The 17546-nt window shown below is 35.5% G+C and carries 10 protein-coding genes and 1 pseudogene; 5 read left to right on the forward strand and 6 right to left on the reverse strand.

Features of this window, described 5'->3' with window-relative positions; genetic code table 11:
- The first annotated feature begins 16 nt into the window (after positions 1 to 16).
- Positions 17 to 2203, forward strand: a complete 2187-nt coding sequence (locus tag ACHRV3_RS03720; protein WP_395433361.1) for a M1 family aminopeptidase — start codon at positions 17 to 19, stop codon at positions 2201 to 2203.
- A gap of 415 nt (positions 2204 to 2618) precedes the next feature.
- Here ACHRV3_RS03720 and ACHRV3_RS03725 read toward each other — a convergent pair whose 3' ends face one another.
- On the reverse strand, positions 2619 to 3269 hold the full coding sequence (locus tag ACHRV3_RS03725; protein ID WP_395433362.1) for a sugar-binding protein: 651 nt from the start codon (positions 3267 to 3269) through the stop codon (positions 2619 to 2621).
- 645 nt (positions 3270 to 3914) lie between these two features.
- Between ACHRV3_RS03725 and ACHRV3_RS03730 the strand changes: the two genes are divergently transcribed.
- From ACHRV3_RS03730 to ACHRV3_RS03745, 4 genes are all read left to right on the forward strand, one after another.
- Entirely contained in the window at positions 3915 to 6998 is a 3084-nt protein-coding gene (locus ACHRV3_RS03730) for a SusC/RagA family TonB-linked outer membrane protein (RefSeq protein ID WP_395433364.1), read from the forward strand.
- Positions 6999 to 7009: 11 nt separating this feature from the next.
- On the forward strand, positions 7010 to 8707 hold the full coding sequence (locus ACHRV3_RS03735) for a RagB/SusD family nutrient uptake outer membrane protein (protein WP_395425891.1): 1698 nt from the start codon (positions 7010 to 7012) through the stop codon (positions 8705 to 8707).
- Positions 8708 to 8816: 109 nt separating this feature from the next.
- Complete coding sequence (locus tag ACHRV3_RS03740; protein WP_395433365.1) at positions 8817 to 10157, forward strand: DUF3472 domain-containing protein; 1341 nt, start codon at positions 8817 to 8819, stop codon at positions 10155 to 10157.
- Between the two features lie 83 nt (positions 10158 to 10240).
- On the forward strand, positions 10241 to 11620 hold the full coding sequence (locus ACHRV3_RS03745; RefSeq protein WP_047775715.1) for a Gfo/Idh/MocA family protein: 1380 nt from the start codon (positions 10241 to 10243) through the stop codon (positions 11618 to 11620).
- A 234-nt stretch (positions 11621 to 11854) separates the two neighbouring features.
- Here the strand turns inward: ACHRV3_RS03745 and ACHRV3_RS03750 are convergent.
- The 5 genes and pseudogenes from ACHRV3_RS03750 to ACHRV3_RS03770 all read right to left on the reverse strand — a co-directional run.
- Positions 11855 to 11988, reverse strand: a pseudogene (locus ACHRV3_RS03750) (XRE family transcriptional regulator); the annotation flags it as partial.
- A gap of 127 nt (positions 11989 to 12115) precedes the next feature.
- On the reverse strand, positions 12116 to 12517 hold the full coding sequence (locus ACHRV3_RS03755) for an OsmC family protein (RefSeq protein WP_230001248.1): 402 nt from the start codon (positions 12515 to 12517) through the stop codon (positions 12116 to 12118).
- On the reverse strand, positions 12517 to 14619 hold the full coding sequence (locus tag ACHRV3_RS03760; RefSeq protein WP_395433366.1) for a LysM peptidoglycan-binding domain-containing protein: 2103 nt from the start codon (positions 14617 to 14619) through the stop codon (positions 12517 to 12519). The genes ACHRV3_RS03755 and ACHRV3_RS03760 overlap by 1 nt, the downstream gene beginning before the upstream one ends.
- 263 nt (positions 14620 to 14882) lie before the next feature.
- Positions 14883 to 16412, reverse strand: a complete 1530-nt coding sequence (guaA, locus tag ACHRV3_RS03765) for a glutamine-hydrolyzing GMP synthase (RefSeq protein WP_047775709.1) — start codon at positions 16410 to 16412, stop codon at positions 14883 to 14885.
- 181 nt (positions 16413 to 16593) lie between these two features.
- Positions 16594 to 17334, reverse strand: a complete 741-nt coding sequence (locus ACHRV3_RS03770) for a hypothetical protein (protein WP_395433367.1) — start codon at positions 17332 to 17334, stop codon at positions 16594 to 16596.
- Positions 17335 to 17546: the final 212 nt, after the last annotated feature.

Raw genomic sequence — 17546 nt, forward strand, 5'->3', positions numbered from 1 at the left:
TATAAATTAAAATATTATGAATAAACATTTTTTAAAATACACCTTTTTTAGCATTGTCTTGTTGGGCTACCAAAATATAGAGGCACAAAATGCAGATCAAAACAAAAGCGATCTGTCGATTTACAGAGTTACACCGTTAAAAGTTCATGATATATTGCATACCAAACTAGAAGTGTCTTTTGATTATGGAAAACGTTTTTTGTATGGAAAAGAATGGCTTACGCTGAAACCTCATTTTTACGAAACCGATGCGCTTACGCTAGATGCCAAAGGAATGGACATCAAAGAAATTGCCGTTATGGACGGAAAAAAAAGTATTCCTTTAAAATACAGCTATGATAACGAACAGCTTTTTATTACGCTAAACAGAAAATACAAAAGCACAGAAAATTATACTATTTACATCGATTATACGGCGAAACCGGATCAATTGAAAGCCAAAGGAAGCAATGCCATCACAGATGCAAGAGGATTGTACTTTATAAATCCGGACGGAAAAGGAGACAAACCCGTTCAAATCTGGACACAGGGCGAAACAGAAGCCTCTTCAGCTTGGTTTCCTACTATTGACAAACCCAATCAGAAAACAACTTCTGAAATCGCTATGACGGTTGAGGGCAAATACACCACCTTATCCAACGGGAAATTAACCGCGCAAAAAGTAAATAAAGACGGAACGCGTACCGACACCTGGAAAATGGAATTACCGCATTCTCCTTATTTATTTATGATGGCTGTTGGTGATTTTAAAGTTTATAAAGACACTCCCTATAAAGGAAAAGAAGTAAGTTATTATCTGGAGCCAAAGTATGCGCCTTACGCCAAACAAATTTTTGGAAAAACACCTGATATGATGGCGTTTTACAGCAAAATGTTGGGCGTGGAATATCCTTGGGTGAAATATTCACAAGTAGTAGCCAGAGATTTTGTTTCGGGAGCAATGGAAAATACATCTGCCACTTTACATGGCGAATACGTACAAAAAACAGAAAGAGAATTATTAGACGATAACCAGGAGAGTACCATTGCTCATGAACTTTTTCACCAATGGTTTGGAGATTATGTTACCGCTGAATCCTGGTCAAACTTAACCATGAATGAATCTTTCGCCACTTTTGGTGAGGTACTTTGGCACGGACATGATGCAGGACAAGACGCAGAAGATAAATCTCGTTATGAAAAATTACAAAATTACCTGCGCTCTCAAAAAAATGGAGACAGTCCAGTTTTAGCTCGTTTTCATTATCAAAACCAAGACGATATGTTTGATAATATCAGCTATTCTAAAGGATCGATTATCTTGTATGCGCTAAAAAATCAAATGGGTGATGAAGCCTTTTTTAAATCCTTAAATCATTATTTAACGACAAATGCTTATAAATCGGGAGAATCACACCAACTTCGTTTAGCTATGGAAGAGGTTACCGGAAAAGACTGGAGTCCTTATTTTAATCAATGGTATTACCAAGGCGGAAACCCAATTTTAAATGTTGAATACGGATATGCTGACGGAAAAGCTACCATTGCCGTAAAACAAATACAAGACAACGCAGTTCAGACATTCAGCTTACCGCTAAAAGTGGATTTTTATGTAAATGGAACTAAAATTAGAAAAGAAATTTTAATCGACAAAAGAGAACAAAATTTTAGTTTTGATGTGCCGGCACAGCCCAATTTTACAGACCTGGATCCGGATAAAATCTTAGTAGGCAAAATCATTGACAACAAAAAAATAGCCGATTATCTTTTTCAATATAAAAATGCTCCCTCCTATTTTAACAGAATCGAAGCCGTAAAATTTGCTGCTACAGATAAAAGTCAGGACGCTCAACTTGTTCTGTTGGCAGGATTAGAAGACCAGCAAGACGATGTGCGCGTTTTAAGTATTAAAGCAATTAGTTTAGAAGATAATCAGACTAAAAATGCAGCCTTAAAAAGCCTTCTTAATATTGCCAAAAACGACAAAAAGACAATTGCCAGAGCTGCTGCGATTATAAAACTTGCCAGCACAGCTAATCCCGAATACAAAGGATTGATGCAGGAAAGCATCAAAAATCAATCCTACAACGTAATTGCAGCCGGTATCTGCGGACTAACTAAATTCTCAGCTGATGAGGCAGATAAAGCACTAAATTCTTTAGATGAGGATACCAAAAACCATGTAACTCCGCTAATCAAAAGGTTTAACAGTCAGAAATACTAAAAAACGACAAAAAAGAAATTAAAACCTAAGTAAGCGATCTTATTTAGTATTGTTTGTTTTTGAAGAGATTATCTCGCAATCCGTGAGATAATCTCTTTTTTTATAAAGTTTTTCCCCCACCTGTCAGACTGAGCGAATTTCCCATGTGTCAGGCTGAGCAAATTTCCCATCTGTCAGGCTGAGCGAAGCCGAAGCCCCCTTTACCTATCCAGCCTTCGACTTCGCTCAGGGTGACAATAGTACAGAAAAGAGAGTAGTATAAAAACGATATTCTTTAGCAAATGCCTTTAACCGCAAAAGAACACAACCATTTGTTCTCCCTTTCGCGAAAAAAACTCGCGAACATTGCGCAAGCCCCAACACCCTTTCGGTTAAACTTGAAACCTGAAACCTGAAACTTAAAACAATCCACCCCTTACTCGATCAAAACAAACCTCCCAAAAGAAGAAGCAATATGAAAATTAGGCGTTTCAGTATTAGGATTCACCCACGAAATCCAGGTAGCTTCATATTGTGAATCCGCTTTTTCAGAAAATTTAGCTCTAAAAACACCAGTTTCAATTGTATTATTATGAATTAAATCTAAAGCTTTCAAAGACGCCATACTGATCTTACCCTGCACGGTAAAAAAACCATCCTCTTTTGATGCTTCGAGCTTTAAATCAGTTTTAGGCCAATTCCACTTAAAATCAAAATTGTGATTGGGAAAGGCCTCAAAATCCATTATTCTGGCCGCTGTATCCATCTCCAAACAATAATACGGGCTCATCGCTTCATTTTTCCTAAAAAATAGCTCTACCCTATCCGAATTTCCAATACTATCGATACTATCATCTTTTTGATCGATATGGATATTACCATCAAAAACCTTAAAATTAAAATACAGATTATCGAAATCCCAAAGCGCTCGAAATTCGATTTTTGAAAAGGGATCTGTATTCCAGGGTGAACAAAAATCGGTTAAACAATTGGCTTTTTCCCAACACTGAAAATCCAAATCTGAAGCATTTATTTTTGCGTTTTGATCGGTAAATTTTACTTGATATTCTTTTAAAATTGTGCTCATATTTTTTTAGATTTTCAACGGTTCATTAACCCAAATTGGCTTCTGTTTTTTCGAAATTTCAGCCTCAAAAAAAAGACTGTTTTATTTCGTTTTTAAAACACTAATATAAGGTAAACTTTCCTTAAAACGAACACTGTTTTTTACGTTATTTTTAGCTTTAAAATCAAAAAATAACAAAAATACGGAATCTCACTTTGCGAACGAATAATCAATTTATTGGCAATATAAATATCAAAAAATTAATATATTCTTATTTAATAAAATCAAATAACGGTTATTCACTAAAAACAAAATATTCAGCTTAAGATTCCTGTTAAATAAAAGAACTCTGTATTTTGTATTATATTTTGAAAAATTGTCATCTTTTTATGTCAAAAAAAACATTTATTGCATTTTCATGTGCTCGAGAACACGAATTTTGTGTGTTCGAGCACATTTTTCACATTTTTTCTTGTTTAATAAAAATATAATCGATAGTTTCGTCGAATAATTAAAATTTAGTGGTCTTTTTTCAGTTCAATTTCACTCTTTTTTTTGTGAATTAAAACGATCCTAAAGACCTTATTAAAAACTAAATTTTGACTGTAAAAAAGAAAAACCTACTAAACAAAAGATTCAATTTATTAATCAAAACCAAACCAGAGTATGAAAAAAGTATTTGCAAAAAAACCTGGAAATTCAGGTCTGCATAGTGTACTTGAAAAAAGCTTAAAAGCGACTTTAGTTTCACTTTTGTCATTAAGCTTTCAGACAGCCGATGCTGCTGCTCCTGCTAATGAAAAAGCTTTGAACAAAATCAGTTTATTAGCATTCCAAAAAATAGTAAAAGGAAAAGTTGTAGACGAAAAAGGGGTTCCAATCCCCGGCGTAAATGTTATTATAAAAGGGTCCAAAACAGGTGTTCAGACTGATATGGACGGTAGTTTTGCTATAGATGTGCCAAATGCTTCTACAATATTAGTATTCTCTTTTCTGGGAATGCAAGAAATAGAAGCCCCTGCAGGAAACGGTGGTCTAAAAATAACTATGAAAGAAGCCGGACAACAAATGGATGAAGTTGTTGTTGTAGGATACAGTAAAATTAAGAAAGAGAGTTTAACCGGGTCCTTACAGACTTTAAATAGTAAAAAACTACTTGACGTTACCACTCCTTCTGTCGAAAATCTTTTGGCAGGAAAAGCAAGTGGTGTTTTTGTAAGTACCAGCGGTGGTCAACCCGGAGGTGCATCAAAAGTGGTAATTAGAGGACGTAGTACCGTAAATGGTAGTACAGACCCACTTTGGGTTGTTGATGGTGTTATTGTTGGAAACAGTTCTCCTCCAATGAATCCTTCAGATATTGAGAGCTTAACTGTTCTTAAAGATGCTGCCTCTACAGCAGTTTATGGTTCTCAGGGTGCTAATGGTGTAATTGTAGTTACCACAAAAAGCGGTAAAGGTGGTAAAGCAACTATAAATTTCTCTGCTAAAACCTCTTTGGCTACGTTAGATTCAGGGAATTTTAAAATCATGAATGGAGCTGAATTATATGATCTTTACAATTCTTTCCCAAACAAGCAGATTTTTCAAAATGCTTCATGGTGGACACCTGAATTAAAAAACAAAAACTACGATTGGTGGGATAATGCCACCAAAACGGGTCTTGCAGAAGATTATAACTTGTCTATTAGCGGTGGAGGAGAAAACTTTAAAAGTTATGTTTCGCTGGGTCTTTATGACGAATCAGGAGCTGTAAAAGGTTATGATTACAAAAGATATAATGGTCTGTTGAAATTTGAATACAAACCAAACAGCTGGTTGACCATCAGACCTCAGGTAAATTTAACCCGACAAACAAGTTACGACCAACAGCACTCTGTTAGTGACATGTATCGCAACCTCCCATGGGACAGTCCTTACTTACCGGACGGGACCTTAGTAGGAAATGCTCCTAACCCAACGTGGGTAAATACTACAGGATCAAACTATTTGTATGATTTACAATGGAATTTTTCTGAATCTGAAGAATACAACGTACGTTCCAATCTTGATTTTGACGTTAGACTTACTAAATGGTTGACTTTTGCCTCAGTAAACAATTATATTTTTGGCAACTCTAATTTCTCTTCTTATGAGGATCCGAGATCATCTTCTGCTTTATCAGTAAAAGGTAGAGTTAGTAACTACTACAGCACTTTTAACAGATTATATACCAATCAATTATTAAAATTCAACACCTCATTTGATAAACATCAGATAAACGCTATTGCGGGTTATGAGTGGAATGAATACAGTTCTAAATTTAGTAATGCTATTGCAACAGGAATCCCTCCCGGAATTATCGTAGCAGACCCTGCCGCTATCCCGGAAAAAGTAGATGGAAACCGTTCTGAATGGGCTGTACAATCGCTACTGTCTAATATAAACTATTCTTATGACAATAGGTATTTAGCACAATTCTCTTTCCGTCGTGATGGAGCATCTAATTTTGGAAAAAATGCACAATATGGTAATTTCTTCTCTATCAGTGGTGGATGGAACATTCATAATGAAGCTTTCTTTAAAGCCAAATGGGTTAACACCTTAAAATTAAGAGCCAGTTATGGTTCAGTAGGAAATCGTCCAAACAGTCTTTACGGACACTTGCCACTGTATTCTTTCTCTGAAAGCTACAATACAAATCCGGGAGCTTTGATTTCTCAAATAGCAAATCCTGATTTAAGCTGGGAAAAAACATATACAGCCGGTGTAGGTTTGGATGTAAGCTTGTTCAATAAAGTAAACCTTACTTTTGATTATTATGATAAAAATACTTCCGATTTGTTGTATGCAGTTCCGCTTCCGGGTGTGATCGGTGTAACCAGTATCTGGAGAAATGTTGGAGCAGTAAACAACAGAGGTTTCGAAGCTTCTATTAGTGTAGATATCATTAAAAACGAAAACCTGAAATGGACTGTTGATGCTAATATTGGTACAAATAAAAACAAAGTAACAAAACTTTACGGTGATCGCCAGGAAATTATTGCTGGAGACGGTAGTGGTGTTGCAGGTTCTGCTAATAAACTATTAAAACCGGGTAAAGATGTAGACAGCTGGTTCTTAACCGAATGGGCAGGTGTTGATCCTGAAAACGGAAAACCACAGTGGTATACAACAAACGCTAGTGGAGAACGTGTAAAAACTTATAATTACGCAGACGCTTCAAAAAACAGAAAAACAATCGGTTCTTATACGCCTGATTTCTTTGGAGGATTTTCGACTACTTTGAATTATAAAAACTTTGATTTTTCAGCCATCTTCAGTTATTCTGTTGGAGGACAAATTTACAACTATGCCAGATCGGAATTTGACTCAGATGGAGCTTATACAGATAGAAATCAAATGAATCTGCACAGTGGATGGAGCCGTTGGGAAAAACCAGGCGACATCGCTACACACCCACAGGCAATTTATGACAATACCAGTCAATCAAACAAAGCATCCTCCCGTTTTCTGGAAACTGGTACTTATCTAAAAATGAGAAGTGTTTCAATTGGCTATAATTTACCACTAAAAAGTATAAATATTAATAGCCTAAGGTTATTTATAGCGGGAGAAAATTTATTTACAATCTCTCATTTTTCAGGGGTAACTCCGGAACTTTCACCAAATTACAATAGTGCAACCGGTCAATATGTAATCTCAGGTACTGCTACACAAATTTACCCTCAAACGCGTAGAATTACACTTGGACTTAACCTAACACTTTAAAAAACAAAATCATGAAAAAGATATTAATATTAGGTGTCGCGATTAGTTTTCTATCCTCATGTGAGTTAGACAGAGAGCCATTTGCATCCTATACACAAGAAAAAATACAACAAGATAAAGAGGCTTCTATCGAAGTTTTGTTAAACGGATGTTATGCACAGCTAAAAGGCTGGTCAGATGTTATGCACCGTGTAGGAGAATATCCCGGAGATAATATCATGATTAGAGGAACTTCGACAGATTCTTTTTACTCTTTTATCTCCTATCAACATATTCCTGACAATGGCAGATTATCTACTTTCTGGAATAATGGTTATAAAATCATTTCGCAATCCAGTGATTTGATTAAACTGATTTCAGAAGGTGAAAGCCCTGCTGTTGATCAACAATTGGGAGAAGCTTATTATCTGAGAGGTATGATTTATTTCTACTTAGCTCGTACTTACGGAAGGCCTTATGCACAATCTCCTGATTCTAATTTAGGTGTGCCTATTGTAAATGGTTTGCCAGATGATTTAATCAACCTGAAATTACCGGATCGTTCAACAATAAAAACAACCTACGATCAAGCGATCAATGACTTGAAAAAAGCTGAAGCGTTAATGACGGTAAGCAAAACTGCAAGTTACGCAACCAAACAAGCTGCGCAGGCTATGTTATCACGAGTGTATTTGTATATGAGCGGAACGTATGAAACTCCAAATCAAGAGTATGCAACGCTTGCTATAGATTATGCACAAAAGGTTATTACCAGCGGAAAATACAGTTTACTAAGTCGTGCAAACTTTATGAAGTACAACACTTATGCACCGGATTCAGCCGAACAAACTGAAACTATCTTTGCTGTAAAAAGAGTTGCTACAGAATATTCCGGATTTGATCATTATTACGGAATTGGCGGAATGTATGCTAATCTTCAAGGACAAGGATGGGGAGAAATGTACGCGAGTGGAGAATATCTTGATTTGTTGCGTAAAGCCGGATTAAAGAAAGATGCACGTTGGGCCTTTATCGATCCGCAATACACCAAAGACGCTAGTGGGAATAAAACAGACGCATTCCGTTTTATTGTTGATGTTAAGGATGCCAGCGGTACTCAAACCGGATACAATTATATCCAGCAACCTTTAAAAACAAAAGCAGACGGGTCATACTATATCACCATTTCAAATGCAGATTACAATCTTACCGAAGTAAATGTTGCAGAAAACCAATATGCTATCTCTTATCAAGGTAAAACGTACACAGGTGAAAAAGATTTTATGATGTTATTAAATCGTGTATATCCAATGTTCTACATTACAAAATGTTCGCTACAGGATAATGATTCACACCTGCACTCGCCTATTATTTCGAGATTAGCAGAAATGTATCTGAACATGGCTGAGGCTTATGCTAAAAAAGGAGATTACAATAATGCATTGACAAACCTTAACATCATTAGAGAAAGAGCCATTGTTGGTGGGGGTTATACTTCTTTAAACAGTACAAATGCCGTACAAAGAATTGATGAAGAGCGTCAGTTAGAATTGGCTTTTGAAGCTCATCGTGGGTATGATGTTTACAGAAACGGACAAACCATGACACGTCGTTATCCTGGTCCACATTTGCCAATGATAGACGTTCCGGCTTCCAGCCCACGTGTAGTACAATATATTCCACAATCAGAAATAAATGCATATCCGGGGACTTTAACCCAGAATCCGTAATCATTTTAAATATTTGTTTTTTGTTTGTTTATTACCTCTCTAATTAAAAAGGATTAGAGAGGTTGTTTTAAAAATAGTTGAATAAATTCTAATCCAATAACCTCAAATTATGAAAAATATATTTTACTTGTTTTTTGCAGCTTCTTTAGTATCATTTTCATGCGCCAGCAATAATAATGATGATACCCAGCAGGATACACCACCGAAAAATGAAACAATTCAAAACCCAAAAACAACAATTTCTCTGCCACTTGGAGGAAATGCTTATAGTTCTAAACATTTAGACGGAAACAATACGATTACAGACAATGGAATAGAAAACTGGACTGATTCCAACGAATTTTTTACTGCTTATTTTAAAATTTCGAATCCCGGAACATTTCAAATTACTGTTGAAGAATCTGTTGAAGTGAATGGGAAATCAGAAGTAGAATTTTCGATAAACAACGAGTCAAAAAAAGTAAATTTTACCACCACAAAAAAAGCAGTTATCGCGGGAACCTGGACGATTAAACAAGCCGGTTATGTAGCTGTCAAAATAAAAGGAATCAGCAAAACAGGCGATCGTTTTCCGTCTATTAGTCGCTTAACGATTGCCAGTGCTGATTATGATGGTAAAATAGCCTATGTCCCTAATAACGAAGGTAGTTTCTATCACTGGGGAAGACGTGGTCCATCTGTTCACTTAAATTATCAAGTACAGGAAAGCATCAATGCCGAATGGTATTACAACGAGTTGACAATTCCAGAAAACGAAGACAAAATCGGTTCTTATTTTATGGCAAATGGTTTTGGTGAAGGTTATTTCGGAATTCAGGTAAACTCATCGACAGAAAGAAGAGTTTTGTTCTCTGTATGGAGTCCGTTTACTACTGATGATCCAAACAGTATTCCTGATTCTCATAAAATTAAAATGTTGAAAAAAGGAGAAAATGTATATACGGGAGAATTCGGAAATGAAGGTTCAGGCGGACAGAGTTACCTAAAATACAACTGGAAAGCAGGTACAACCTACAAGTTTTTACTACACGGACTTCCAGCCGGAAATAATACCACTACGTACACTGCTTATTTCTTCGCTCCTGAAGTAAACAAATGGTTGTTAATTGCGAGTTTTAATCGTCCTGAAACCAATACTTATTTAAAAAGATTTCATTCTTTCTTAGAAAATTTCGTTCCGGAACAAGGAGATTTCTCGCGTAAAGTGTTATTCAACAATCAATGGATTTGCGATGATAAAGGTGCTTGGTCAGAAATTAATACTGCTCGATTCACAAACGACAATACGGGTGCAAAAGAATACCGAATGGATTTTGCCGGTGGTGCAGAAAATGGTTCTTTTTTCTTGAAAAATGGTGGTTTCTTTAATGATTTTACAACTCCAAAAACTACATTTACAAGACCATTAACGAATAAAAAACCGGAAATAAATTTCACTACTTTACCGTAGATAATCTTTAATAAAAACAAAACTACTTATATTATCGATAATCGATCTAGTAGATTATCAAATCATTTAAAATCAAATTAATTATGAAAACTAGTAATTTAAAATTCATTTTAACCGTTTGCATTTTGTTTTGTGGAGCAATTGTATCGGCGCAAATGATCAAAACCAAAACCCCGTCACGTGCAAAAGGTCAAACTGACGTTTTACGTTTGGCAGCAACACCACTGCCAACCGTACGTGTTGCCTTTATAGGTCTTGGAATGCGCGGCCCCGGAGCAGTAGAGCGCATGACTCATATACCCGGTGTTGAAATTGTCGCTTTATGTGATATGACACAGGAAAATACTTCTAAAGCAAACGAAATCTTAACCAAACAAGGACTTGCAAAAGCACAGGAATTTTATGGTGACGAAAATGCATGGAAAAAAGTTACAGCATTACCAAATGTAGATTTAGTATACATCGCAACAGACTGGAAACACCACGCTATGATTGGTGTTCAGGCTATGAAAGATGGTAAACACGTTGCAATAGAAGTTCCTGGAGCAATGACAATGAAAGAAATCTGGGAACTGATCGATACTTCTGAAAAAACACGTAAACACTGTATGCAGCTTGAAAACTGTGTGTATGATTTCTTCGAACTTACGACATTAAACATGGCCCAACAAGGTTTATTTGGAGAAATTCTTCATGCAGAAGGATCTTATATTCATGGTTTACAACCTTTCTGGGGTGAGTATTGGAACAACTGGAGAATGGATTACAATATCAAACATCGTGGTGATATTTATGCTACTCATGGTATGGGACCGGCTTGTCAGGCACTTAATATTCACCGTGGTGATAAAATGAATTTCTTAGTTTCTATGGATACAAAAGCTGTTGGAAACCCGGCTTACATCAAAGAGAAATCTGGAAAGGAAATTAAAGATTTTAGAAATGGAGATCATACGATGACGATGATTCGTACTGAAAACGGAAAAACTATTCAAATTCAACACGACGTTACTTCTCCTCGTCCATACAGCAGAATGTATCAATTGAGCGGAACTAAAGGTTTTGCTAATAAATATCCAATGGAAGGTTATGCTTTAGACGGTAAAGAATTAGGGGATGATGTAAAACCAAATCATGAAAAATTAAGCGCTCACTCTTTTGTTCCTGCAGAAGTTAAAAAAGCGTTGATGGAAAAATACAAACACCCAATTGTAAAAGATATCGAAGAGCAAGCTAAAAAAGTAGGCGGTCACGGCGGAATGGATTTCGTAATGGACTACCGATTGATTTACTGTCTTCAAAAAGGATTGCCATTAGATATGGACGTTTACGATTTAGCAGAATGGTCTTGCTTAGGTCCGTTAACAGAAATTTCACTTGACAACAATTCAGCTCCTGTAGAAATTCCTGATTTCACACGTGGGGGTTGGAACAAACTACAAAAATTAGAGTTTTCAAATTAAATATTTCTTGGTTAGTTAGTGAGAAAGGGCATCTTAAATTTATTAGATGCCCTTTTTTCAATTTTAATATTTATTATTGTTGCGCTTATTTAACCGCTAAGGACGTAGAGAAAAAACACAAGGCTTGCAAAGGATGCTATAAAACGGTTTAAAAAATATGCACGCAGATTCGGCGGATTTTAACGGAAGATCACAGAAAAAATCTGCCTAATCTGCCTAATCTGCGTGCAAATCTTATTTCCCTTCAATCAATTTCTCCAACTTTGCCATCATCCCATCTTTTTCCTTCAACATACTTTATAGAGAGCAATCTTTTCATCGTGAAGCTGAATGATTTTTTCGATTGGATAAAAAGTGTAATTTTCGTTTTTCTGATAACCGGGTTATATGGAATCTCGTAGTATAAGAAAAAAAATATTGGACTTATTAATAAAAAAAGAGGCAGCTACACTAGTGCAACGACCTCTTTTTCTTTATTTTAAAAAACACAAATTACTACTTCCAATTAAAAGTAATTCGTTTTTCAATCTCACTGTTTAAACTCAAAAACACCGGACAAGTCATCGCGGCACGCTCTAAGATTGTTTTGCTTTTTTCGTCTGTTGTACCTTTCATTTCAAAAACAATTTCGATTGCTCCGATACGTCTTGGTTCAGCGTTCATTATTTTAGTTACTTCGGCTGTAGAATCATTGATATTGATTTCCATATCACGAGCTTTGATTCCCATAATCGTCATCATACAACTTGCTAAAGCGTTTGCTACGGTGTCTGTTGGAGAAAACGCTTCTCCTTTTCCGTTATTATCTAATGGTGCATCCGAAATGATTTCGCTTCCGGATTGCACGTGGATTGATTTCGTTCTTAAATCCCCTAAATAGGTTACTTTTGATGTCATTAATTGGCTACTTTTAAAGTTAAATCTGAATCGTAATATAAAATGTAAACACCTTTGTTTGCGTGTCCGCCATCTTCTTTTTTGTAATATTGAAATTTATTGTCCGCTTGTTCAGTCGTCATTAAATCTGCTGTTTCCTGATAAGTTTTACCCTGAACCAAACGCATCATTGTATCAAAAGTTACATCGAAACCACGAGTCGCATACGTATTTGGATTTATTTTGTTTTTCAATCGATATTCTTTTTTAAAGATTGAAACACCAGATTCATCACTTTCACGGGTTACTGACGGATACATTAATTTTAACTTCACTAAATTTTCAAAACTAATTTCGTCTGTATCTAAAGTGCTGTTTGGTTCTAAAATCACCAATTGTACCTGACAAGTTTTTTGCGCATCAATCAATGCTTTAATTGTTGCTTTCACCATAGCGGTATTAGCCGTTTCCATTACCACATAATTCATTCGGTTAGGCAATAACAAGCTTTTTAAGTTTGCTGCATCTAAACCTCCGGTCTCTGTTAAAGCAGCAAAAACAACTCCTTTTTGATTTTGTTTAATATAGGTAACAACCGATTCCTTTTTCTTATCTACTACCGCAACAATGTTTCCGTTTTTAGCACGCATATAGTCAAAAACTGCATTTTTAACGACATCGTTTGTTGGAATAGACTGGTACAAATTATCAATTGGATTGGCCGCATCTTTTGATAGTGGAGAAATTACCGGTACATTGTATGAATGCAATGCATTAGCGGTACTTTCTGCATTACCTTGATAAAAAGGTCCTACCACTGCATCGGCATCCTGCAATTTATTCTGTGCAATTAAACTCAATACATTGGAAGTACTTTTTGTTTCTTGCGAATCGTAAATCGACACATCAATTGGTAATTTTAAGGTCTTCGCCGAGTCAATTGCCATCATCGCTCCTGAATAAAAATCAAGAGTCATGTTCAAAAATTTATCGCTTTTAATTCTATTTGTAGTACTTACGGTATCAGTCTGCATTTTTGCCAAATTAAAAGGCATTAATAAAACTAATTTTTTACGCTCACCTTGTCCTCTTTTTTTAGTCAACTCGACTATTTCAGGATTCGCAGAAGTCGTTTCCGATTTTACTTTTTCAACAATTTTTATTGCTCCTGAACCGGAATTATCAACTGGCTTTTCTACCGCTTTTTCAGTTGGTTGGTGCTGAACAATAATTGGAGTTGGTGCAAGGAATCCGGATGGCACTTTTAAAACCATTCCTTCTTTCACACCTTCAGAAAGAGAAGGATTCAATTCTATTAATTCTGCTTGAGTTAATTGAAATGTTCTTGACAAACTATAAAGTGTTTCTTTTGGTTTCACTTGATAGTCCATATAAGTTGTGCCTTTCTTTGAAGACTCATCAACTTTTTTAGTTTCAACCGGTTTTGCAACTTTAGCAACAACAGGGGTAGCCACTTCTGTTTTTGGAGCGGTTCCTTTAATCGTTACTCGGTGTCCAACTTCTAAATTTGCTACAATATCCGGATTACGTTTCTCTAAATCTTCAACCGTCGTATTGTATTGTTTTGCAATAGAATATTTGGTCTCTTTTGGTACAACATCATGATATATGTATTTTTCAGGAGCTGGTGTTTTAGTGGCTTTAGGACTTACTGCGGCAGTAGTTTTAACTGCAGCTCCTTTTGATGGAATAGTAAGCGTCTGACCAATTTGCAAACCATTAGTCACCAAAAATGGATTGGCGGCTTTTAATGCTTCATCTGAAATACCATATTTTTTTTCGATCCCAAAAAGTGTTTCTTTAGGTTGTACTTCATGCACAATTGTTTTTCCTGATGTACTTGGCTTCGTTGGAGTTACTTCCGTTTTAGCAGGTGTTGATTTATCTCCTTTAGTCGGAATTAACAGTACGGTTTTAGGAGCTAAAGCTTTTCTGGCATCCGGATTTAACTGATAAATATCGTAAGGAGTTACCTTAAATTTTTGAGCAATCTGATTAATTGTTTCTCCGCTCGAAACTGTATATTTTACTACCTTTTCCTGAGAAAAAGCAGAACAGGTTACTAAAAAAACGAGAGACAATAATGTAAAATAATATTTCATAATGGGGCTTAAAACAATTTAATTTTTAATTCAAAAAACAAGATACTAATTTTTGCTTAAAGCAGGATTCGCACAGCTTGTTTTTTTTTGATTATTGTCTTCAGTCCATTCCGATCTTAACAATAATCCTTTACTTATATAACTCCTGTTCTTCCTTTTTCTTGCATTTATTCGCATAAAAATTCATCCGTATTTTTGATATACGTACCGGAGTTAAGAAAATAAGGCGTTACAAATTGTAACGCCTTACTATAAAAATAATACTATTCCCACTCAATTGTTGCAGGTGGTTTAGAACTTATATCGTATACCACACGATTCACTCCTTTTACTTTATTGATAATATCATTTGATACTTTCATTAAGAAATCATAAGGTAAATGTACCCAGTCGGCAGTCATACCGTCGGTAGATTCTACGGCTCTAAGCGCTACTACTTTTTCGTAAGTACGCTCATCACCCATTACACCAACACTATTTACAGGAAGCAGGATCGCTCCGGCTTGCCACACTTTGTCATATAATCCCCAAGATTTTAATCCATCGATGAAAACAGCGTCAACATCTTGTAAAATCTGAACTTTCTCAGGAGTGATATCTCCTAAAATTCTAATGGATAATCCTGGTCCCGGGAAAGGGTGTCTTCCCAATAATTCAGGATCTATTCCTAAAGTAGCCCCAACTCTTCTTACTTCATCTTTGAAAAGCATTCTAAGTGGTTCTACAATTTTCAATTTCATATAGTCCGGTAATCCACCAACATTGTGGTGTGATTTAATTGTAGCCGATGGTCCTTTTACAGAAACCGACTCAATTACGTCAGGGTAAATAGTTCCCTGAGCCAACCATTTTACATCTTCGATTAAATGTGATTCATCATCAAAAACTTCAATGAATACACGACCAATTGTTTTACGTTTGGTTTCAGGATCACTGATTCCGGCTAATTCACCAAGAAAACGATCTCCTGCATCTACTCCTTTTACATTCAATCCCATTCCTTTGTATTGATCTAATACATTTTGGAATTCGTTTTTACGAAGTAAACCGTTATTTACGAAAATACAGTACAGGTTTTTACCAATTGCCTGGTGTAATAAAACTGCCGCTACAGTAGAATCTACTCCTCCTGACAATCCTAAAACAACTTTATCATCACCTAATTTCTCTTTTAATTCTGCCACCATTTCTTCTACGAAAGCACCTGGTGTAAAGTTTTGAGGAACTTCAGCAATGTTAACTAAAAAGTTTTCTAACATTTTTGATCCATCAGTAGAGTGAAAAACCTCCGGATGGTATTGAATCGCGTAAGTTGTCTCGCCTTCAATTTTATAAGCTGCATATTCTACATCATGAGTACTTGCCAATTTTACTGCATTTGTCGGCAAAGCTTTGATACTATCGCTGTGACTCATCCAAACCTGGCTGTTTTCTGAAACGCCGTTAAAGAAAACTTCATTCTCCTTAATATAAGACAAATTAGCTCTACCGTATTCTCTGGTATTAGAAGCAGCTACTTCTCCACCACTAAAATGCGCTAAATATTGTGCTCCGTAACAAACTGCCAACATTGGAAGTTTACCTCGAATTTGAGACAAATCAGGATGTGGAGCATCTTCTGCACGAACAGAAAAAGGGCTTCCTCCTAAAATTACAGCTTTATAAGGTGATAAATCACTTGGAAAGTGATTGTAAGGGAAAATTTCGCAGAATATATTTAATTCGCGAACTCTACGCGCAATAAGTTGAGTATATTGCGATCCGAAATCTAAAATAAGTACGTTGTGTTGCATGCGCAAAAATACTTTTTATATTCGAATTTGAAAAATCAGAACAATGAAAAAACTAATATTTTTTTCATTGTTCTGATTTTAGCTACAAAGATTCGAAGTTACAAAGGTTTAAAGGTCTTAAAAATTAAATAATAAGTTGATTTTTCCTTTCATATCTTTGAAACTTTATGTCTTTTTGAAATTATTTCACAGATTTTATGAGAGCTTTTTTCTGTTTCACAATGACAAATTTTGCTTTAAATCCTGTATCCAGGTTATTCCAATAATCAGATAAGATCAGATTACCTTCGGCATCGTAGATTTCAAATCCACCTGTATTTCCTCCAAGGCTTCCGATATTAAGTGCTTCTAATTCGAAAGTATTAAAACCTTCATTAAAAGTTATTTTAAATTCCTGATAGTTGGACTCTAACACCATTCTCTGCACTATAACGTTTTCATTAAAAACGGCCTTTATCATATCACCATCGATCGCCCCGGCATCACGACATTTTATTATAAAATAAGTAGAACTTGTATAAATATCACCAAATTCAAGATTTTTTCTAACTAATGGTCCTCTGCCTTCTTTTAATCCCGCTTCTTTTACGGCCTTATCCAAATCCTTTTCCATTTTCCCAACATAACGATCTCCGGGATTGGCAAAATCAGTTTCGGTTGACATTGTAAAAGTACTTTTCTGTTCTCCTATTTGAAATTTAGACTTAGGAGTAATACTGGTATTATCAAAAACGTTAGGTGTTTTTATACTTGGGATATCTAAGTTAGTTCCCGCAGGATTTTTGATTTCCGGAGACGGGATCTTTTTAGGTTTCGCACTAAATTTTGGAGCCGGAATCGACTTAAATTTTGTACTGAATTCAGTTTGAGCTGATACAGTTACAGCAGTAAAAAATAATATGAAAAATAGAATTTGCTTCATTGAAAAAGTATTATCGAATAGGCTTTTATAATTTTTATAAAATCAAGTGTAGCTTCACAAAAATAGCATAATTTAATTAGGCACTACAACTTTAAGACTTTTATAACAATATATTAGGCTAATTTTTGGAAACAAAAAACCTGCCAAAAAATCAAAAAACTAAATTTTTAATACCACAAAAATATACCGATGCTATTTTACATCTTAGTTAA

Source organism: Flavobacterium sp. FlaQc-49, from assembly GCF_044005985.1.
GTDB lineage: Bacteria > Bacteroidota > Bacteroidia > Flavobacteriales > Flavobacteriaceae > Flavobacterium > Flavobacterium cupriresistens.

Excerpts from the sequence above, each read along its gene's own strand:
- ACHRV3_RS03725 (WP_395433362.1), bottom strand. The coding sequence starts at position 3,269 with ATGAGCACAATTTTAAAAGAATATCAAGTAAAATTTACCGATCAAAAC.
- ACHRV3_RS03730 (WP_395433364.1), top strand. The coding sequence starts at position 3,915 with ATGAAAAAAGTATTTGCAAAAAAACCTGGAAATTCAGGTCTGCATAGT.
- ACHRV3_RS03735 (WP_395425891.1), top strand. The coding sequence starts at position 7,010 with ATGAAAAAGATATTAATATTAGGTGTCGCGATTAGTTTTCTATCCTCA.
- ACHRV3_RS03770 (WP_395433367.1), bottom strand. The coding sequence starts at position 17,334 with ATGAAGCAAATTCTATTTTTCATATTATTTTTTACTGCTGTAACTGTA.
- ACHRV3_RS03740 (WP_395433365.1), top strand. The coding sequence starts at position 8,817 with ATGAAAAATATATTTTACTTGTTTTTTGCAGCTTCTTTAGTATCATTT.
- ACHRV3_RS03760 (WP_395433366.1), bottom strand. The coding sequence starts at position 14,619 with ATGAAATATTATTTTACATTATTGTCTCTCGTTTTTTTAGTAACCTGT.
- ACHRV3_RS03720 (WP_395433361.1), top strand. The coding sequence starts at position 17 with ATGAATAAACATTTTTTAAAATACACCTTTTTTAGCATTGTCTTGTTG.
- ACHRV3_RS03745 (WP_047775715.1), top strand. The coding sequence starts at position 10,241 with ATGAAAACTAGTAATTTAAAATTCATTTTAACCGTTTGCATTTTGTTT.
- guaA (WP_047775709.1), bottom strand. The coding sequence starts at position 16,412 with ATGCAACACAACGTACTTATTTTAGATTTCGGATCGCAATATACTCAA.
- ACHRV3_RS03755 (WP_230001248.1), bottom strand. The coding sequence starts at position 12,517 with ATGACATCAAAAGTAACCTATTTAGGGGATTTAAGAACGAAATCAATC.